Annotated in this window: 13 protein-coding genes; 11 read left to right on the forward strand and 2 right to left on the reverse strand. The window is 36.4% G+C overall.

Annotation, left to right across the window (positions count from 1 at the left end):
* Window positions 1-31 precede the first annotated feature (31 nt).
* Window positions 32-2,383 carry a T9SS type B sorting domain-containing protein gene (locus J4050_RS05575; RefSeq protein WP_208153112.1) on the forward strand — a complete coding sequence of 784 codons (2,352 nt, stop codon included), beginning with the start codon at window positions 32-34 and terminating at the stop codon, window positions 2,381-2,383.
* Between the two features lie 90 nt (window positions 2,384-2,473).
* Window positions 2,474-4,480, forward strand: a complete 2,007-nt coding sequence (gene uvrB / locus J4050_RS05580; RefSeq protein ID WP_208153114.1) for an excinuclease ABC subunit UvrB — start codon at window positions 2,474-2,476, stop codon at window positions 4,478-4,480.
* A 17-nt stretch (window positions 4,481-4,497) separates the two neighbouring features.
* Here the strand turns inward: uvrB and J4050_RS05585 are convergent, their stop codons facing one another.
* Window positions 4,498-4,899 carry a TerB family tellurite resistance protein gene (locus J4050_RS05585; protein WP_208153116.1) on the reverse strand — a complete coding sequence of 134 codons (402 nt, stop codon included), beginning with the start codon at window positions 4,897-4,899 and terminating at the stop codon, window positions 4,498-4,500.
* Window positions 4,900-4,984: 85 nt separating this feature from the next.
* Between J4050_RS05585 and J4050_RS05590 the strand changes: the two genes are divergently transcribed.
* Both J4050_RS05590 and J4050_RS05595 read left to right on the forward strand, forming a co-directional pair.
* Window positions 4,985-5,839, forward strand: coding sequence for an alpha/beta hydrolase (locus tag J4050_RS05590; RefSeq protein WP_208153118.1), 855 nt, complete (start codon window positions 4,985-4,987; stop codon window positions 5,837-5,839).
* Between the two features lie 17 nt (window positions 5,840-5,856).
* The gene (locus J4050_RS05595; RefSeq protein ID WP_208153120.1) at window positions 5,857-6,099 is read left to right on the forward strand and encodes a DUF1456 family protein; all 243 of its coding nucleotides are present in this window, start codon (window positions 5,857-5,859) and stop codon (window positions 6,097-6,099) included.
* 77 nt (window positions 6,100-6,176) lie between these two features.
* Here the strand turns inward: J4050_RS05595 and sucC are convergent, their stop codons facing one another.
* Window positions 6,177-7,367 carry an ADP-forming succinate--CoA ligase subunit beta gene (gene sucC / locus J4050_RS05600; protein WP_208153122.1) on the reverse strand — a complete coding sequence of 397 codons (1,191 nt, stop codon included), beginning with the start codon at window positions 7,365-7,367 and terminating at the stop codon, window positions 6,177-6,179.
* Between the two features lie 330 nt (window positions 7,368-7,697).
* Between sucC and lysA the strand changes: the two genes are divergently transcribed.
* From lysA to J4050_RS15355, 7 genes are all read left to right on the forward strand, one after another.
* On the forward strand, window positions 7,698-8,900 hold the full coding sequence (gene lysA, locus J4050_RS05605; protein WP_208153124.1) for a diaminopimelate decarboxylase: 1,203 nt from the start codon (window positions 7,698-7,700) through the stop codon (window positions 8,898-8,900).
* A 225-nt stretch (window positions 8,901-9,125) separates the two neighbouring features.
* A complete protein-coding gene (locus J4050_RS05610) occupies window positions 9,126-9,881 on the forward strand; it encodes a hypothetical protein (protein WP_208153126.1) in 756 nt (251 codons plus the stop codon).
* Window positions 9,882-9,894: 13 nt separating this feature from the next.
* Window positions 9,895-10,416: a lipoprotein gene (locus tag J4050_RS05615; protein ID WP_208153128.1), complete on the forward strand. Its 522-nt coding sequence runs from the start codon at window positions 9,895-9,897 to the stop codon at window positions 10,414-10,416.
* Window positions 10,417-10,537: 121 nt separating this feature from the next.
* Window positions 10,538-11,725 (forward strand): acetyltransferase domain-containing protein, encoded by a 1,188-nt coding sequence (locus tag J4050_RS05620; protein WP_208153130.1) that lies wholly within the window; start codon window positions 10,538-10,540, stop codon window positions 11,723-11,725.
* 30 nt (window positions 11,726-11,755) lie between these two features.
* The gene (locus J4050_RS05625; RefSeq protein ID WP_208153132.1) at window positions 11,756-15,013 is read left to right on the forward strand and encodes a S41 family peptidase; all 3,258 of its coding nucleotides are present in this window, start codon (window positions 11,756-11,758) and stop codon (window positions 15,011-15,013) included.
* 21 nt (window positions 15,014-15,034) lie between these two features.
* Entirely contained in the window at window positions 15,035-17,734 is a 2,700-nt protein-coding gene (locus J4050_RS05630) for a S9 family peptidase (protein ID WP_208153134.1), read from the forward strand.
* Between the two features lie 79 nt (window positions 17,735-17,813).
* Window positions 17,814-17,939 carry a hypothetical protein gene (locus tag J4050_RS15355; RefSeq protein ID WP_279588371.1) on the forward strand — a complete coding sequence of 42 codons (126 nt, stop codon included), beginning with the start codon at window positions 17,814-17,816 and terminating at the stop codon, window positions 17,937-17,939.
* Window positions 17,940-17,974 lie beyond the last annotated feature (35 nt).

The following is a 17,974-nucleotide window of genomic DNA, read 5'->3' on the forward strand; positions in this document are numbered from 1 at the left end:
CAGGTGTATCTTTGCGGTCCAATTACATTGCATGAAAAAAAGCCTGTTTTTAATTTCTTTTCTAGCAACATTTGTGTCTTGGTCTCAAAATGTGCAAGTAGATGCACAATTGTACTCGCCGCAAGAACTCATTGAAGACGTTTTAATAGGAAGCGATTGTATTTATGATGTAGTAGTTACAAATGTCGTTGGTGGCAATTTTAATGGCACTGATGAGAGCTATGGTTATTTTGATGCTTCCGGCTCTAATTTCCCTTTAGCAAATGGTATTGTTTTAAGTACGGGTCGATTACAAAATGTAGAAGGTCCAAATGACTCCTTAAGTGATGACGATGCTCCTGGTTGGGTTGGAGATGATGATTTAGAGCGTATTCTAAATGAATCTCAAACAATAAACGCAACCATACTAGAATTCGACTTCACATCGGCTGAAGCCTCCCAAATAAGTTTTAGGTTTCTATTTGCATCAGAGGAATACCAAGAAGGTAATAATAATACCTGTCGATTTTCAGATTTGTTTGGTTTTCTCATTAGACAAGCTAATGAGCAAGAATACGATAATATCGCTCTGATTCCAGATACAACAACACCAATAAAAGTTACAACTGTACATTCAGGTATTCCAGGTTCTGGAGGTTGTGCACCCATAAATGAAGATTATTTTGGAAGTTGGAATGGCATAAACGCTCCTATAAATTTTAATGGCCAGACCAAAGTTCTACGTGCAGTTGCAGATATTATTCCCAATGTTAGGTACCATGTAAAACTTGTTATAGCAGACCATATTAATTATAGATATGATTCTGCTGTTTTCCTTGAAGCGGGAAGTTTTCGATTATCTGCAGATTTAGGACCAAACAGACTTAATGCCAATAATAATGCGCTTTGTGAAAATGAAACATTAACATTGACTAGTAGTGTTCCTGGCACGGGAAATGGTACCTATACCTGGTTTAGGGATGGCGTTCAACTTATAGATGAAACCAATCCAACATTAGATGTAAGTACACCAGGCACATATAGTTTAGAGTTATTTAATGGTATTAATTGTACATTTTTTGGAGAAGTTGTAATTGAATATTCATCAAATCCAATAGTTGCAAATACTACACTAATTAATTGTGATGTAGACTTAGATGGGTATTCTACTTATGATTTGTACGATGCTACAAATGCCATAACATCGGGAGATAGCTTGTTAAATGTTGTTGACTTTTTTGAGCTTTTTATTGATGCCAATCAAAATAATAATCCAATTACAAATCCAAATTCATATAACAACACAAGTATTTTGCAAACCGTATATGCACGTGTTGAAAATAGTAATAGCTGTTATTCGATTGCAGAAGTCGTTTTAGATGTTGCAAATAATCAGGTTGTACTAGATGATTATGAAATTTGTGATGAGAACAATGATGGTTATGCGATATTTAATGCAACTGATATTGAAAATTTTATTCAATCTCAGAACACAATTCCAGCTGAATCTGGCATTGCATTGTACAGCTCGCAGGATGATATGATTAATCAGACTAATCCTATCATCGGAATGTTTGAAAATAACATGCCAAATGAGGAAACTTTATATGTGCAAATTACAAATAATGGAAATTGCTACGCTTACAGTAATATTGATTTAGTGGTAAATCCTACTCCACAATTAGAACCAGATGAAAATCTGTATTATTGTTTAAACAGTTTTCCAAGTACAATTTTATTAGATGCTGGTGTTACAAATGGTAACTCAAATAATTTTTCTTACGAGTGGTTTAGAAACGGTACAAATCTAAATATAAACAACTCTCAAATTTCAGTCAATGAAATTGGGAATTACATGGTAACGGTTACTCACCCTCAAGGGTGTTCACATTCACGATTAATTTATGTGGATGCATCAAACGAAGCCACGATAACAAACATTATCGTTCAGGAAGCTTCCAACAATAATTCTATAACTGTTGAAGTAAATGGAGAAGGTAACTACGAATATGCCTTAGATAATGGTGTATATCAAGGTAGTAACACCTTTTCTTTTCTGTCACCTGGATTTTATTCGGTTTATGTAAGGGATAAAAATGGTTGTGGAATAATTCAAGATGAGACCGCTATACTTGGTTTTCCTAAGTTTTTTACACCCAATGGTGATGGAAACAACGACACCTGGCACATTATTGGTGTTGACACACAAATTGATCAAGTTGAATCGGTTCATATTTATAATCGCTATGGAAAACTTCTCAAAGTTTTAAATGGTGATACTGCAGGTTGGGACGGTACCTTTATAGGAGCAAAAATGCCATCCAATGATTATTGGTATTTAGCAAATATTAAAAGAGGCAACGAAACGTTTCAGTTAACAGGGCACTTCTCACTTAAGCGCTAGGGCTTTCCCATCCACATAATTAGGATGAATTTAAGAGTTTCATCTATGCTTAGAGTTGAAAAGCGCCGTTGTTTATCTTAACTTTGTAGGATGCGCTTTAAAATAGAATCAGACTTTAAACCTACTGGAGATCAGCCAGAAGCCATAGAACAATTGGCAAAAGGCATCACTAACAATGAACGTTACCAAACTCTACTTGGTGTAACAGGGTCTGGTAAGACCTTCACGGTAGCTAATGTTATTAAAGAAGTACAACGTCCAACATTGGTTTTGGCTCACAATAAAACTCTGGCTGCACAGTTATATTCAGAATTTAAGCAGTTTTTCCCTGATAATGCCGTAGAATATTTTGTATCGTATTACGATTACTACCAACCCGAGGCCTATATACCTGTATCTGGCGTATACATAGAAAAGGACCTCTCTATTAATGAGGAAATTGAGAAAATGCGATTGAGCACAACGTCTTCGCTCCTATCTGGCCGCAGAGACGTTATAGTAATTGCTTCCGTTTCATGTCTTTATGGCATAGGAAATCCAGTAGAATTTCAAAAAAACGTTATTAGTTTAGAACGAGATCAGATTATTTCACGAACCAAACTTTTACACATGCTGGTTCAAGGATTATACTCCAGAACTGAGGCCGATTTTAAAAATGGAAACTTTAGAATTAAAGGCGATACGGTTGATGTATTTCCTGGTTATGCCAACAACGCTTATAGAATTCACTTTTTTGGAGACGAAATAGAAGAAATTGAAGCCTTTGACGTACAGACCAATGAAGTCCTAGAGCGCTATGACCGTCTCAATATTTATCCTGCCAACATGTTTGTAACCTCACCTGATGTTTTACAAAACGCCATAAAATTAATTCAGGATGATCTTGTGAAACAGCACGATTACTTTAAGGACATAGGTAAACATCTAGAGGCAAAGCGCCTTAAAGAACGTACCGAGTTTGATTTAGAAATGATTAGGGAATTAGGCTATTGTTCTGGTATTGAGAATTATTCGAGGTATTTAGATGGCCGTGCTCCCGGAACAAGACCATTCTGTTTATTGGACTATTTTCCTGATGACTATTTAATGGTCGTTGATGAGAGCCATGTCACTATTTCTCAGGTACATGCCATGTACGGTGGCGATAGGAGCAGAAAGGAAAACTTGGTTGAATATGGTTTTAGACTTCCTGCGGCTATGGACAATAGACCTCTAAAATTCGAGGAATTTGAAGCGCTTCAAAATCAAGTTATCTATGTCAGTGCAACGCCTGCTGATTATGAAATGGAAAAAACAGGTGGCGTTTATGTAGAACAAGTTATTAGACCTACAGGACTATTGGACCCGATCATTGAAGTAAAACCAAGTCTAAATCAAATTGACGACCTTATTGAAGAAATACAACAGCGTATAGAAAAAGATGAACGGACTTTAGTGACGACCTTAACCAAACGCATGGCCGAAGAATTGGTCAAATATTTAACCAGAATTTCTATAAGATGTCGTTATATACATAGCGATGTAGACACTTTAGAACGTGTAGAAATTATGCAAGATCTGCGAAAAGGACTTTTTGATGTGCTCGTTGGAGTAAATCTTCTTCGAGAAGGATTAGATTTACCAGAGGTTTCCTTAGTTGCTATTTTAGATGCTGACAAAGAAGGCTTCTTGCGATCCAACAGATCGCTAACCCAAACGGTTGGTAGAGCAGCCAGAAATCTTAACGGCAAAGCGATAATGTATGCAGATACCTTTACAAAAAGTATGCAGCGCACAATTGATGAAACCAATTACAGGCGTGAAAAGCAAATCGCCTACAATACGGCCAACAAAATTACACCAAAGGCACTCAATAAAAGTTTGGACAGTGCACTAGCCAAAAATTCTGTAAGCACCTACAAAACAGAACTTGATGCAAAAATTGCTGCTGAACCCGAAAGCAAATACTTAACTAAAGGAGAGCTTGAAAAGAAAATCAGAGAGAAGCGCAAACAAATGGAACAAGCAGCCAAAGCATTGGACTTTATGGAAGCTGCAAAATTCAGGGATGAAATCACGGCTTATCAACAGCGCTTAGAAAAGCTCAAAGTAAAATAACTCTAGAAAAACTTCTTTTAGTTATACTGGACTTTAAAAATATCTATTAAAAAATCTGGTGGTACGATTTTATTAGGGAAACTATCCATTAAATCTAAGACCCGATTTATCGACTCGTGACTTAAACCCATGCGCAACCCAAAATTATGGATTTTAACCAATTGTTTAGGTGAAACCTTGTGGTCCAGATTCATGAGTAGTACGAGTCGGTGGAATTGAACAATACGTTCGCTATGGGTTTTTAGATGAACGTAGGTTACAGGGTGTTTGAATAAATATTCAAAGTCTTCTTTAGATACCTCTAATTGTTTCGCTATACTAAAGAGGAAATTATATTCTATGGACTTAATATGGTCATCTGTTTGAGCGAAAGCAATCATCTCGGATAGCAAGCTCAGTTTTTCAGCGCGGTTAATCATTAATGAGGGATTTTAATATGAAGTAAATTTAAAACGAAGTAATATTTTATTGTCGTTGATATAATGTATCTTGTCGAAAAATAAAATGTACTTAGTCGGAATTTTTAAGCGTTCATCAACGATTAGGCCTTATAGTAAGGGGATTTTAAGCTGTTTTATAACAATTTTAACTGTTGTTTTTTGTGCAGATATTGAAGCTCAAAGTACTGCATCTAAACAAGTTACAAAATTCACGATTACTGCTCCGCAATTAGATACCGTAAAGCAAATATGGGTCTATTTACCAAAAAACTACGCATCTTCTAGAAAACGCTATCCTGTAATTTATATGCACGATGCTCAAAATCTCTTCGATACAAAAACATCATATGCCGGAGAATGGCAAATTGATGAATATTTAGACACATCGCACACTAACCAGAGCATTGTTATTGGTATTGAACACGGCAATGCAAAACGTATTGACGAATTAACGCCTTTTAAAAATGAAAAGTATGGAGGTGGCAATGGCAATAATTATTTGCTATTTATAAAAAACACCTTAAAACCATTTATAGACAAAAACTACAGGACGCTAACGAATAGTTCTAATACCACTATTTTCGGATCGTCTCTTGGAGGATTAATATCTTTTTATGCTGCAATTAAATATCCGTACACATTTGGAAAAGCTGGTGTATTCTCCCCTGCATTTTGGATAAATCCAGAAGTGTTTGAAGAAGTGAAATCTGCTAAAATTCCAAAATCAACGAAATTTTATTTTTTAGCAGGGACCGCAGAAAGCGAAACCATGATATCCGACATAGCAGATATGACAAAATTGCTTAGTGAAAAATATATACCAAAGGAACACATTAAAACTGAAATTATAAAAGACGGCGAACATAATGAACTCTTATGGTCCACCTATTTTGGGCAAGCTTATAAATGGCTCTATTAATTTTAAACAAAACACTAATGACTAATAACGACATATTTAAGAAACTCAGGGTAGCACATAAACTGCGCGATGATGATATTGTAAAAATATTAGAGTTGGTAGATTTTAGAATCTCAAAAAGTGAACTCAACGCTTTTTTTAGAAGAGAAGACCATCCAAAATACATGGAGTGCGGCGATCAGATTCTTAGAAATTTTCTAAATGGATTAATCATACATTTAAGAGGACCGATGCCCAAGAAACAAAAGAAGACATCCTAACTATATTATAATGCTACACAAACAAAAAATCTCACCGAAGTGAGATTTTTATATTCAAGTCCTAAAGATTTTTGAAACTAAGCCAATACTTCTTGTACCTTATCAGCAGCTTCTTGGAATTCTGTCGCACTCAATACGTCAAGCCCAGAATTATCAATTAGATCTTTAGCGATATCGGCATTGGTTCCTTGTAAGCGCACAATAATTGGCACGGTTATGTTACCCATATTTTTGTAGGCATCAATTACGCCTTGTGCCACACGATCACATCTTACAATACCCCCAAATATATTAATGAGAATAGCTTTTACGTTCGGGTCTTTAAGAATTATCTTAAACGCCGCCTCCACTCTAGCAGCATCTGCAGTACCACCGACATCTAAAAAGTTAGCTGGTTCACCACCGGCTTGTTTAATTAAATCCATGGTTGCCATTGCCAAACCGGCACCGTTCACCATACAGCCTACGTTACCATCAAGGTCAACGTAATTAAGGCCTAATGACCCTGCCTCTACTTCAATTGGATTTTCTTCTCTTAAATCCCTAAGCTGTGCTAAATCCCTATGTCTATATAAGGCATTATCATCTAAGGTAACCTTAGAATCAACTGCTAAAATTTTATCATCGCTGGTCTTTAAAACAGGATTGATTTCAAACAAAGACGCATCAGATTTAGTATAAGCAGTATACAAAGCTGTTGCAAATTTGGTCATCTCCTTAAAAGCTGTACCAGACAAACCTAAATTAAACGCTATTCGACGCGCCTGAAAAGGTAACAAGCCTAATGCTGGGTCTATTTCCTCGGTAAAAATTAAGTGCGGTGTCTCTTCTGCAACCTGCTCAATATCCATTCCTCCTTCGGTCGAATACATAATCATGTTCTTGCCTGTACCACGATTTAAAAGTACAGACATGTAATATTCTTCTGGCTCGTTATCGCCAGGATAATAAACATCCTCTGCAATGAGCACCTGATGTACTTTTTTACCTTCGGCTGATGTTTGAGGGGTAACTAAATTCATTCCAATGATTTTGCCTGCAATCTCTTCTACCTCATTAAGGTTTTTGGCTAATTTAACGCCTCCACCTTTTCCGCGTCCACCAGCGTGAACCTGAGCTTTAATTACATGCCATCCTGTACCTGTTTCAGCGGTTAGCTGTTTGGCCGCATCTACAGCTTCTCTTGCACTTTGAGCAACGATACCACGCTGGATGCGCACACCAAAACTGCTTAGTAATTCTTTTCCTTGATATTCGTGTAAATTCATTTCGTATGGATCATGATTTGTAGTGCAAAAATAAGCATAGTAAAAATGTTACTCAAAATAATTTTATATTAAGATTTACCAGAGATAATAATGGAAGATATTATTTAGAATAATTACAGCAAAATTATAATATAAGTGGTCTAAAACTTAACCCTCCATCACTTTAAAATCATCATTTTTCTTAAGCACAAACTTCTTGACAAATACATGAAATGCAATAATCTTCAGAATATCTTATTGTTACATAATTAACAAATTGTGTAAATATGACAAAACTCGAAATTAATTGTAGAATAAAAATCACTATCACATATTTTTGAAAATAAAACTTTGGAGCAAAAATTATTAGATATCGCCACTGAATATGGAAGTCCTATCTACGTTTATAACGCCGATACCATTATCAAACAATACCAAAGGCTCACCAATGCATTTAAAGATGTACCAAGCTTAAAACTAAACTATGCTGTAAAGGCACTATCTAATATATCAGTTTTAAAACTATTTAAAACTTTAGAATCTGGGTTAGACACGGTTTCATTACAAGAAGTTTTATTAGGACTTAAAGCAGGATTTGACCCATCGGCAATTATCTATACGCCTAATGGAGTGTCATTAGAAGAAATTGAGGAAGTTGCGGCTTTAGGTGTACAAATCAATATTGATAACCTTGCAATTCTCGAACAGTTTGGAAGTAAACATCCTCACATTCCTGTTTGCATAAGAATAAATCCACATGTTATGGCTGGTGGTAATACCAATATTTCTGTGGGTCATATTGATAGTAAGTTTGGAATCTCCATACACCAAATTCCACATTTATTGCGAATTGTAGATAACACAGGAATGCGCATTAATGGAATTCACATGCATACAGGTAGCGATATTTTAGATATTGATGTTTTCTTGTATGCTAGTGAAATCTTGTTTGAGACGGCTGCTCATTTTAAAGATTTGGAGTTCACGGATTTTGGATCTGGATTTAAGGTACCATACAAGGATGGAGATATTGAAACAGATATTGAAGAACTCGGTCAAAAATTAAGCCTTCGCTTTAATAGCTTCTGTAAAGATTACGGCAAGGACTTGACCTTAGCTTTTGAACCGGGAAAATTCCTCGTGAGTGAAGCTGGTGTTTTTCTTACAAAAGTCAACTCTGTAAAACAAACTACCTCTACTGTTTTTGCCCAAGTAGATTCAGGTTTTAATCATCTTATTAGACCTATGCTTTATGGGTCTCAACACGAAATATTAAACGTTTCCAATCCAACTGGGAAAGAGCGATTTTATTCTGTAGTAGGCTATATTTGTGAGACAGACACATTTGCAAATAATCGACGTATCGCAGAAATTCGAGAAGGTGACGTCCTTTGTTTTAAAAATGCTGGTGCCTACTGTTTTTCTATGGCAAGCAATTACAATTCTAGATATAGACCTGCTGAAGTCCTTATATATAATGGAGAAAGTCACCTCATCCGAAAAAGAGAATCCTTTGAAGACTTAGTTCAAAATCAAATTGAAATTCCCCTTTAATTTTGATTTAAGCAAGGTGACCAGACCAAATTTCAAGGTACAATTCTGACTAATTCATAAAATTTCACTATATTGAAAGATATAACCTCCTTATTACTAATTAATTACCGTAAGAAACCCTTTACATTAACACTGCCCTAACAGTGAATTTAATCTTTACATTTCATTGAATTTCTCTTTGAATTTTATGTTTTGGTTGTCTATTAACTAAAAACAATTCAAAAAATGAAAACAACAAAAAGATTAATGCTGAGTCTATGGGTTTTGTGCCTATTTTCTAGCTCAATTATTGCACAACAAATGTTCCATGTACACGAAGATGTCGTAAAACCTGGGATGACTATGGAATACGAAAATATTCTCGCAGAAGTTGGTAAGCTCCTTGAGAATAATCCCATAGACGACACCAATATGATGGTCCTTCAAGGAAACAACAACCATTATTACTTTATTAATCCTATAAGTTCAATGGCCGATTTGGACAAACCAAGTCCGCCTGAAAAACTTGCTAACAAAGCTGGTGGTGATGCCGTTTGGCCATTATTTCAGCGAATGGATAAGTGTTATGATATAGAAAGGGATTATATAGTTACCCTCGTTGGTGAGCTTTCCTATATGCCTAATGGTATGACCTTAACACCAGAAGGTCAAAATTACAGAGAGCAATATAAAATTTACTTTACTCCCGGAAATCGCAGTGTTGTAACCGAAAAAATTGAGGCCGTAAAGAAAATGTTTGCCGATAAAAATTCAAAAATGCACTATCGTGTCTATAAAAGTGGCTTTGGCGCTGAACGCGAATTTTATCTAGTATCTATAGCTGCGAAAAATGAGATGCATATGGCTGAATTGTCTAAAGCCAATGAAGATTTAATGGGAGAAGCTGGCCAAAACACTATGTGGGAAATGTTTAAGAATATTCAGCATATGGAAGAAATAGAAGGCAGAATGCGTCCAGACCTAGCCTATAAATCAGAATAAAATTAATATAAACATGAAAAAACTCGTATTAATAATTTGCGCACTAGCTGTTGTTACAGCTTGCCAACAAAAAGAAACGCGTTACACACAACAATCTCCAGAAATTGACTCCGTAAAACAGCTCATTTCAGAATATAACGCTCAAGATTACAGTATGGAAGTTATGGCCGATACCTGTAAGTCTTATCTCAATACAAAAACGGACTTTCTCTCAAAAGGGGACCTTATGGCTTATCACAAAGGTAATGATGCCAACTACTCCAAAAGAGGTTTTTTAGATGAAGACCAGGATTATGAAATGGTAGTTACTGATAATGGAGAGACATGGGTCAATTGCTGGCTAGATTGGCAAGGTACTGTGGCCGTGACCGGTAAGGTCATTGATATGCCTGTCCATTTGACCTATCGTTTTGTAGATGGAAAAATTGTTAGACAATATGGCTATTGGGATCCTAGTGAAATTGTATTAGAAATGCAAGCCATTGAACAAATGGAGAATGCTAAATCCGAAGAGGATAGTATATCGGAAAACTAACAATACATAAAGAAAAAACTTACTATTAACCAACCATTCTTTAATTAAAAGGCATTGCAATATCTGCAATGCTTTTTTTATTACCTTTATGTGCCCTTAGTCTTTATTGTAAAGAGACTTTATGTTATCAATCAAAACTTCTAGAATTGGCTCTATAGACGTTATTAGAGGCCTCGTTATGGTACTAATGGCTCTTGATCATGTAAGAGATTATTTTCATATTAATGCCCTAACCACTAACTACCCAGAAAACTTTGAGTCCACTAACATTATTCTATTTAGCACTCGGTTTATTACACATTTCTGTGCACCTGTATTTGTTTTTTTAGCTGGCACTTCAGCCTTTTTGTATGGAAGAAACAAGTCTAAACCTCAGCTTTCTAAATTCTTAATGACTCGCGGCTTATGGTTGATTTTTGTAGAAATCGCTATAAATAATTTATTATGGTGGTTTGATGTTACTTATAGCTTTATTAATCTTCAAGTTATTTGGGCCATTGGATTTAGTATGATTGTACTTGGTCTCGTCATTTATCTTCCTAAAAAAATTGTTCTGGTTATTGGTTCGATTATCGTTCTCGGACATAATGCATTAGATGGTATTACTATGCAGGGCGAATCTTTGAAGTCTATAATTTGGTACATTTTGCATCAGCCCAATGGCCTTTCGTTAAGTCCAAATAGATTCGTTTGGTTCGCCTATCCTGTTTTACCTTGGATCGGAACTATGCTCCTAGGGTATTGTTTTGGACAATTATTCAATATAGATTTTCCAAAAATCAAACGCAAAAAAATACTGTTGTATTTAGGGTTTAGTTCGGTGATTTTGTTCTTTACATTAAGGGGATTAAATATCTATGCTGACCCTGTTCCTTGGACCGTACAAGCCACTTCAGAAAAAACGTTCATCTCATTTTTTAACGTAAATAAGTATCCTCCCTCTTTGTGTTATTTACTAATTACATTGGGACCTACATTTTTAGTATTGGCTTTTATAGAAGATTTTAAATCAAAATTTACGGAATTCCTAACAGTTTTTGGTCGTGTTCCGTTCTTCTATTATATCATTCACATCTTTGTTATTCATATCGCAGCCATTATTGGATTAATCATTACTGGCAAAGACTGGAAGTTGATGATTCTTGATGACAACAAACTAATGTCTGGAGCACTCCAGGGTTATGGTTATTCTCTTTTAACAGTTTATGTGGTGTGGATAGGAATTGTATTACTCCTCTACCCTATTTGTAAAAAATATATGATCTATAAAAAAGTTAACAAAGACAAATGGTGGCTCAGTTATTTGTAAATTAAATCTCTAAAAAATCAACCGAATATTATGAATTTAAATTCTAAGCTTTTCTTAAAAAGTACATTTTTCATTATTGTTTTATGGGTGTTTAACACACCTCTTTTTGCACAAGGCACGCGATTATTGCGACAACCAGATCTAAGCAATACGAACATTGTTTTTACCTATGGTAGTGATGTTTGGATTGCAGATAGAAATGGATCTAATGTAAAGCGTATTACTAGTACCGCTGCAGTTGAATCACAACCTTATTTTTCCCCTGACGGTAGATGGATTGCCTTTACATCTAACCGATCCGGAAGAAACCAAATATATGTTGTTTCTAAAGAGGGCGGCGAACCAAAGCAACTCACATGGCATCCTTCTGGTTCTGAAGTTAGAGGATGGCATCCAGACGGAACCTCAATACTAATAGCTAGTTCAAGAGATACAGCACCTAGACCCTACAATAGACTGTATACGGTTAATGTCAAAGGTGGCTCACCCACTTTATTAACAAAGCAATGGAGTCATGACGGTGCATTTTCACCAGATGGAACACGTCTTATCATTGATAAAATGGACCGTTGGGATGTAGAATGGCGCGCATACAGAGGTGGACAAAATACACCATTGATTATTTTAGATACAGCATCCCAATCTGAAGAAATGCTTCCTAACAACAAAACCACAGATATTAAACCTTTATGGTTTGGTTCTGGGATTTATTTTCTTTCAGATCGCGACTTGACATCAAATATTTGGTCCTATGATACAGAAACAAAATCACTACAACAGGTCACCAATTTTAAAGGCTCAGATGTAAAGTGGATTTCAGCTCATGATAAAACACTGATTTATGAGCGCGACGGTTATCTGCATACTATGGATATTAATTCTGGCGCAGTAAAGCAGCTTAACATTAATGTTGTTGGAGACTTCCCATGGGCCGAAACCAAATGGGAAAATGTTAGCGGAGATTCTAGGTACGTATCCCTATCTCCCAACGGTAAACGTGCTGTAATGCATGCAAGAGGTGATATTTTTACTGTACCATTAGAATTTGGTGACTCACGAAATATAACAGAGAGTTCAGGTACAGCAGACAGAAGGCCTTTATGGTCTCCTAAAGGTGATAAAATTGCTTGGTTTTCTGATGCCGACAGAAAAGGATATGCACTAATGCTTTCTTCGCAAGACGGACTTTCTGAGCCCGAATCAATCTCTATCGGCGAATCAAAGCTAGCATGGAATCCCTCATGGTCACCTGATGGAAACTACATTGCTTTTGTAGATGACGATGTAAGACTGAGACTTGTTAATCTTAAAACTAAAAAAATCTCTACATTCGATGTAGGCACCACAAATCTCGATCGTGGTAGAATTCAACTGAGATGGTCGCCAGACTCTAAATGGATTGCCTATGAAAAGTCTAGTTCTAATAATTTCAGACAGATTTTAATCTATTCTATCCAAGATAAAAAAGCTACTCCCATTACAGATGAATTTGCAGATTCGTTTTCACCAGCTTGGGATTTAAACAACAAGCAATTGTATTTTCTGGCTAGTACCAATGTTGCATTAGGTTCGGGTTGGGCAAATACAAGTGCCATTACCTCTGATGCCTCCTATGCAGCATATGTCGTTAATTTAGATGCAAACGACCCATCGCCTTTTAAACCCAAAAGCGATGAAGAAGAGGTTGAAGACGAAAGTGAAGAAGATGATAAAAAGGATTCAGAAGAGGACGAAAAAGAAAAGAAAGAGGATGGTATGGTTATCGATTTTGAAGATATCGGTCGTCGCACTTTAGCACTTCCTATTCCTACCCGCTATTATGGCAATATCATAGCAGGTCCTAAAGGTTCTATTTTTATATCTGAAAATATCCCTAATAGTCGCGGCGCCACATTGCATAAATTCACTCTTAAAGATCAAGAGTTGAAGGAGTTTGCAGCCAATGTAAGTTCGGTTTATGTTACTCCAAATGGAAAACATCTATTAGCACGATTTGGTAGTAACTGGAAAGTGGCCAAAACTTCTGGACCTAATGCTAAAGGTGCTAAGTCACTTAAAGTAAACTTACAAATGAAACTGGATCGTTCTGCGGAATGGGAACAGATTTTTGAAGAGACCATCCGCTATGAGAAAGACTATTTCTATGACCCTAATACCCACGGTAGAGATTGGAACAAAGTCTATAAGCGCTACAAACCTCTTATACCTTTTGTAAAGCATAGAGCCGATCTCACTTATGTTATCGATCAAATTAACGGTGAACTATCCGTTGGTCACAGTTTTGTTGGAGGTGGCGATTATCCAGAAACCGAAAGAAATCAGGTCGGTTTGTTAGGAGCAGACTTAAACCCTGATAATGGAAGGTGGCAAATCAATAGAATTTATACCACGGAGAGTTGGAACCCAGGTCTTACAGGACCATTAGATAACCCTGGAATGAACATCGAAGAAGGTTATTATATTGTTGGAATAAATGGGAAAGAACTTAACGGTAGTGATAATATATATGAGCATCTCGATGGAACTGTAGGTAAACAGACTACACTTCATATTAACGATAAACCAAGCTTTAAAGACCATTGGACAGAGATTGTTAAACCGATTTCTAGCGAGTATTCTCTTCGTCAACGCACTTGGGTTGAAGATAACAGAAGATTGGTCGATGAATTATCTAATGGTAGACTAGGCTATGTTTGGGTGCCAAATACAGGAGGTCCTGGTTTTGTTTCTTTTAACCGTTATTACTTCGCTCAGCAAGATAAAGAAGGTGCTGTTATAGATGAACGATTCAACGGCGGAGGGCTTTTAGATGATTATATGGTAGACCTTATGACACGTAGTTTAAGGGCAGCCTTAACAAATGAGGTCCCTAATGGCAAGCCTATGACCTTACCAGCAGGAATTTTAGGACCAAAGGTGTTATTAATAAATGAGCTCGCTGGTTCTGGTGGTGATTTTTTCCCTTGGGTATTTAGACAACAAAAAGCTGGAAAATTAATTGGTATGACCACTTGGGGAGGCTTAGTCAAATCTTCAACGCATTATCTACTTATAGATGGTGGACGTGTGACCTCGCCGGATAATGCTGTTTTTGACCCAATAAATAATGAGTGGATTGGCGAAAATAAAGGAATTGCTCCAGATATTGAGGTGCGTCAAGATGCTAAGTCTTTACAGAACGACAAAGACCCTCAACTTGAACGTGCCGTTTCAGAACTCATGAAACAACTTGGACCGAAATTAAAAATTGAACCTCCAAAATTTTCAGAACCTGCTAAAGGCAACTAATCAAATAACATTTATCACACAATGAAATTAAAAATAGAGATTGCTATTACATTTTTATTAATAGCACTTTGTTCTACCAGTTACGGACAAGAAAAAAATGACGGGACACGTTGGACGCCAGAAAATATAATCAATAGGGAATCCATGTCTTCGGTATCGTTCTCACCAGATAACTCCATGATTGTATGGACCAAGCGTAAAGGTGTTAAGAAAAAAGACCGTTTTGTCTCAAACATATACCTCACACGTTTAGACATTAAAGATGGTGATACCTACAAAACCATTCCATTAACTAACGGAGATGAAAATGACTACAGCCCACTGTTTTCAAAAGATGGAGAGAACATCTATTTCTTATCATCTAGAGACAAAGGAAAGAAGTTATGGAAACTGAGTATATATGGTGGTGAAGCTATTGAAGTCAACGAGTTTAAAAATGGTATTTCTGGTATTGCATGGAAAGATGAAAACACACTTATTTTTAGGTCTAATGACGGAAAATCACTTTACGAACAAGAAGCTGAAAAGCTTAAAGACAATGTTATCGTAGTCGAAGACACCTTGCATTGGAAACCAAATCATGTGTACAGCTACGCTTTAAAAGATAAACGTATATTACGTCTTACAACTAATAAAAAACCGCTAACTGGATATTCGATTTCTAAAGACGGTAAATGGTTAGTTTACGGTGTACAACGCAGCAGAAGTTATGCTTCAGATGCGCAGAAAGACCCTTTTCAATATTTAAAAAACCTAGAGACTGGAGAGACTGTTCAAATCCTAAAAGAGTTTGATTACCCTACCTATGGTTTTGAATTCACCAATGACCACAAAGGATTCTACTTTTCTTCAGAATTTGGAAACAACCCAAAATACAATGGTTCTGGTATTAACCAACTCTATTATTTTAATTTAGAATCTATGTCGAGTACCAAAGTAGATTTAGACTGGGAACTCGGTCATGCAGGTGGCTACCGTGTTGTTGGGGATGATGTAATGGTTTCCTTGGCCAATAAAGCCACTAGGCGACTCGCCTATTACAAAAAGAATGGCAATTCTTGGAAAAAGAAGGCTGTCGATTTTAAAGAGAAAAATGACCATGTAAGAGTTTTAGACATTGCAGACAATGGCAAACATATAGTATATGAATATTCAACGGCTTCACGATTACCTTCTTATCACCTTTCCGAACTTGATGAACATAAACTATCTAATGAAACAGAGTTAGTAAAATTGAATACATCACTAAGCAATAAACCAATTACCAAAAGTGAGGTAATGGTATGGAAAGGGTATAATGATGAAGAGGTGACAGGAATTTTATACTATCCCGAAAATTACGAGGAAGGTAAGCGCTACCCAATAATGTTATCTATTCACGGTGGTCCTGCTGGTGTAGACTTAGATTCTTGGTCAGAACGGTGGAGTACCTATCCAAACATCTTAGCGCAACGCGGCATGTTTGTTCTAAAACCGAACTATCATGGTTCTAGCAATCACGGTTTGGCCTTTGTTGAAAGCATTAGCGAGAATTATTACGAACCAGAAATGGAAGACATCATAAAGGCTATTGATATTTTATCTGACGAAGGTAAAGTTGATAAGGACAAACTTGGTACCATGGGATGGTCTAATGGCGCCATTATTACCACCATGCTCACGGTTAGGTATCCAGATATGTTCAAAGTTGCTGCACCAGGAGCTGGTGATGTCAATTGGACTTCAGATTATGGTACCTGCGGATTTGGAGTAAGTTTTGACCAACATTATTTTGGTGGTGCCCCTTGGGACGACCGCAATGGGAAACCATATAACGAGAATTATATATTAAAATCTCCATTATTTGAAATTGAAAAAATAAAAACACCAACCATCATTTTCCACGGCAGTGAAGACCGCGCTGTTCCTAGAGACCAAGGTTGGGAATATTATAGAGGATTACAACAAGTTGGACAAGCTCCAGTTAAGTTTCTATGGTTCCCTGGTCAACCACATGGCCTAGGTAAGATTACACATCAACTCCGCAAAATGAAGGAGGAATTAGCATGGATAGACACATACCTTCTTGGTAAACAAAGTGATGAAAATGAAGCCTTTAAAAAAGACAGCCCGTTGGCAAGTCTTTTAGCCTTAGAGAAGGCTAATAAGATAAATGGGCTTTATGGTAAAATGTTAAATGGCTCTTTAATTCCAGAAACTGTTGAAATCTCTGAAGATTCATTAACTATTGGGCGGTTTGAAGTGACTAATGCCCAATTTAAAAGTTATGACACCGAATTTACATTTAATGTGGGCGAAGATAATTTACCTGCTGTTGTAAATAGAACCCAAGCCAATGGATATTTAAAGTGGTTATCTCAGCACACAGGCGAATCCTACAGATTACCAAATCAAAAGGAAGCTGAAAAATTACATAACTATGCTCACAAAGCTGCAAAATCAGAAAACACATTGAATACTTGGGCTGGATACGACCTAGTACCGGCCGATGCGGAGCAGTTAAAAGCTAAAGTGCAAATGGTTAAATCTACATTGTTAAAACCTGTTGGTACCATGAAAGGATTTAAGGTGAATTCAACAACGATTTATGATTTAGGCGGAAATGTTGCAGAGTATTACAACGATGGTATTTATGGATACAGCGCTTATGACTATTACGACAGTAATACTACTCAAATGATAAAATCCAACTTCGTAGGCTTAAGGGTTGTTAAAGACTAAAAGCTATTCGTTAAATCTGGCATAAAGTCATTTAATCAATAGACTTTTAGGTTATATTTAAACAACTAAATGAATTAATATGTCAGGATTTGATGTGGTAATGGTTATTGCCATAATCCTTTTTGCAAGATTAGGTATGAGATTGCTATCGGCCTATTTAAAAATAAAGAAAAAAGACAAAAACAACGAGACTGAAGACATGTAGCCCTTCTAGAATAACAAATTTTTGACAACATAGTG

The sequence above is a fragment of the Winogradskyella pelagia genome, from assembly GCF_017581965.1.
Lineage (GTDB): Bacteria > Bacteroidota > Bacteroidia > Flavobacteriales > Flavobacteriaceae > Winogradskyella > Winogradskyella pelagia.

What these genes read in the sequence shown, in the direction of transcription:
- J4050_RS05575 (WP_208153112.1), top strand. Translation starts at nt 32, where the DNA reads ATGAAAAAAAGCCTGTTTTTAATTTCTTTTCTAGCAACATTTGTGTCT.
- uvrB (WP_208153114.1), top strand. Translation starts at nt 2,474, where the DNA reads ATGCGCTTTAAAATAGAATCAGACTTTAAACCTACTGGAGATCAGCCA.
- J4050_RS05585 (WP_208153116.1), bottom strand. Translation starts at nt 4,899, where the DNA reads ATGATTAACCGCGCTGAAAAACTGAGCTTGCTATCCGAGATGATTGCT.
- J4050_RS05590 (WP_208153118.1), top strand. Translation starts at nt 4,985, where the DNA reads ATGTACTTAGTCGGAATTTTTAAGCGTTCATCAACGATTAGGCCTTAT.
- J4050_RS05595 (WP_208153120.1), top strand. Translation starts at nt 5,857, where the DNA reads ATGACTAATAACGACATATTTAAGAAACTCAGGGTAGCACATAAACTG.
- sucC (WP_208153122.1), bottom strand. Translation starts at nt 7,367, where the DNA reads ATGAATTTACACGAATATCAAGGAAAAGAATTACTAAGCAGTTTTGGT.
- J4050_RS05610 (WP_208153126.1), top strand. Translation starts at nt 9,126, where the DNA reads ATGAAAACAACAAAAAGATTAATGCTGAGTCTATGGGTTTTGTGCCTA.
- J4050_RS05615 (WP_208153128.1), top strand. Translation starts at nt 9,895, where the DNA reads ATGAAAAAACTCGTATTAATAATTTGCGCACTAGCTGTTGTTACAGCT.
- J4050_RS05620 (WP_208153130.1), top strand. Translation starts at nt 10,538, where the DNA reads ATGTTATCAATCAAAACTTCTAGAATTGGCTCTATAGACGTTATTAGA.
- J4050_RS05625 (WP_208153132.1), top strand. Translation starts at nt 11,756, where the DNA reads ATGAATTTAAATTCTAAGCTTTTCTTAAAAAGTACATTTTTCATTATT.
- J4050_RS05630 (WP_208153134.1), top strand. Translation starts at nt 15,035, where the DNA reads ATGAAATTAAAAATAGAGATTGCTATTACATTTTTATTAATAGCACTT.
- J4050_RS15355 (WP_279588371.1), top strand. Translation starts at nt 17,814, where the DNA reads ATGTCAGGATTTGATGTGGTAATGGTTATTGCCATAATCCTTTTTGCA.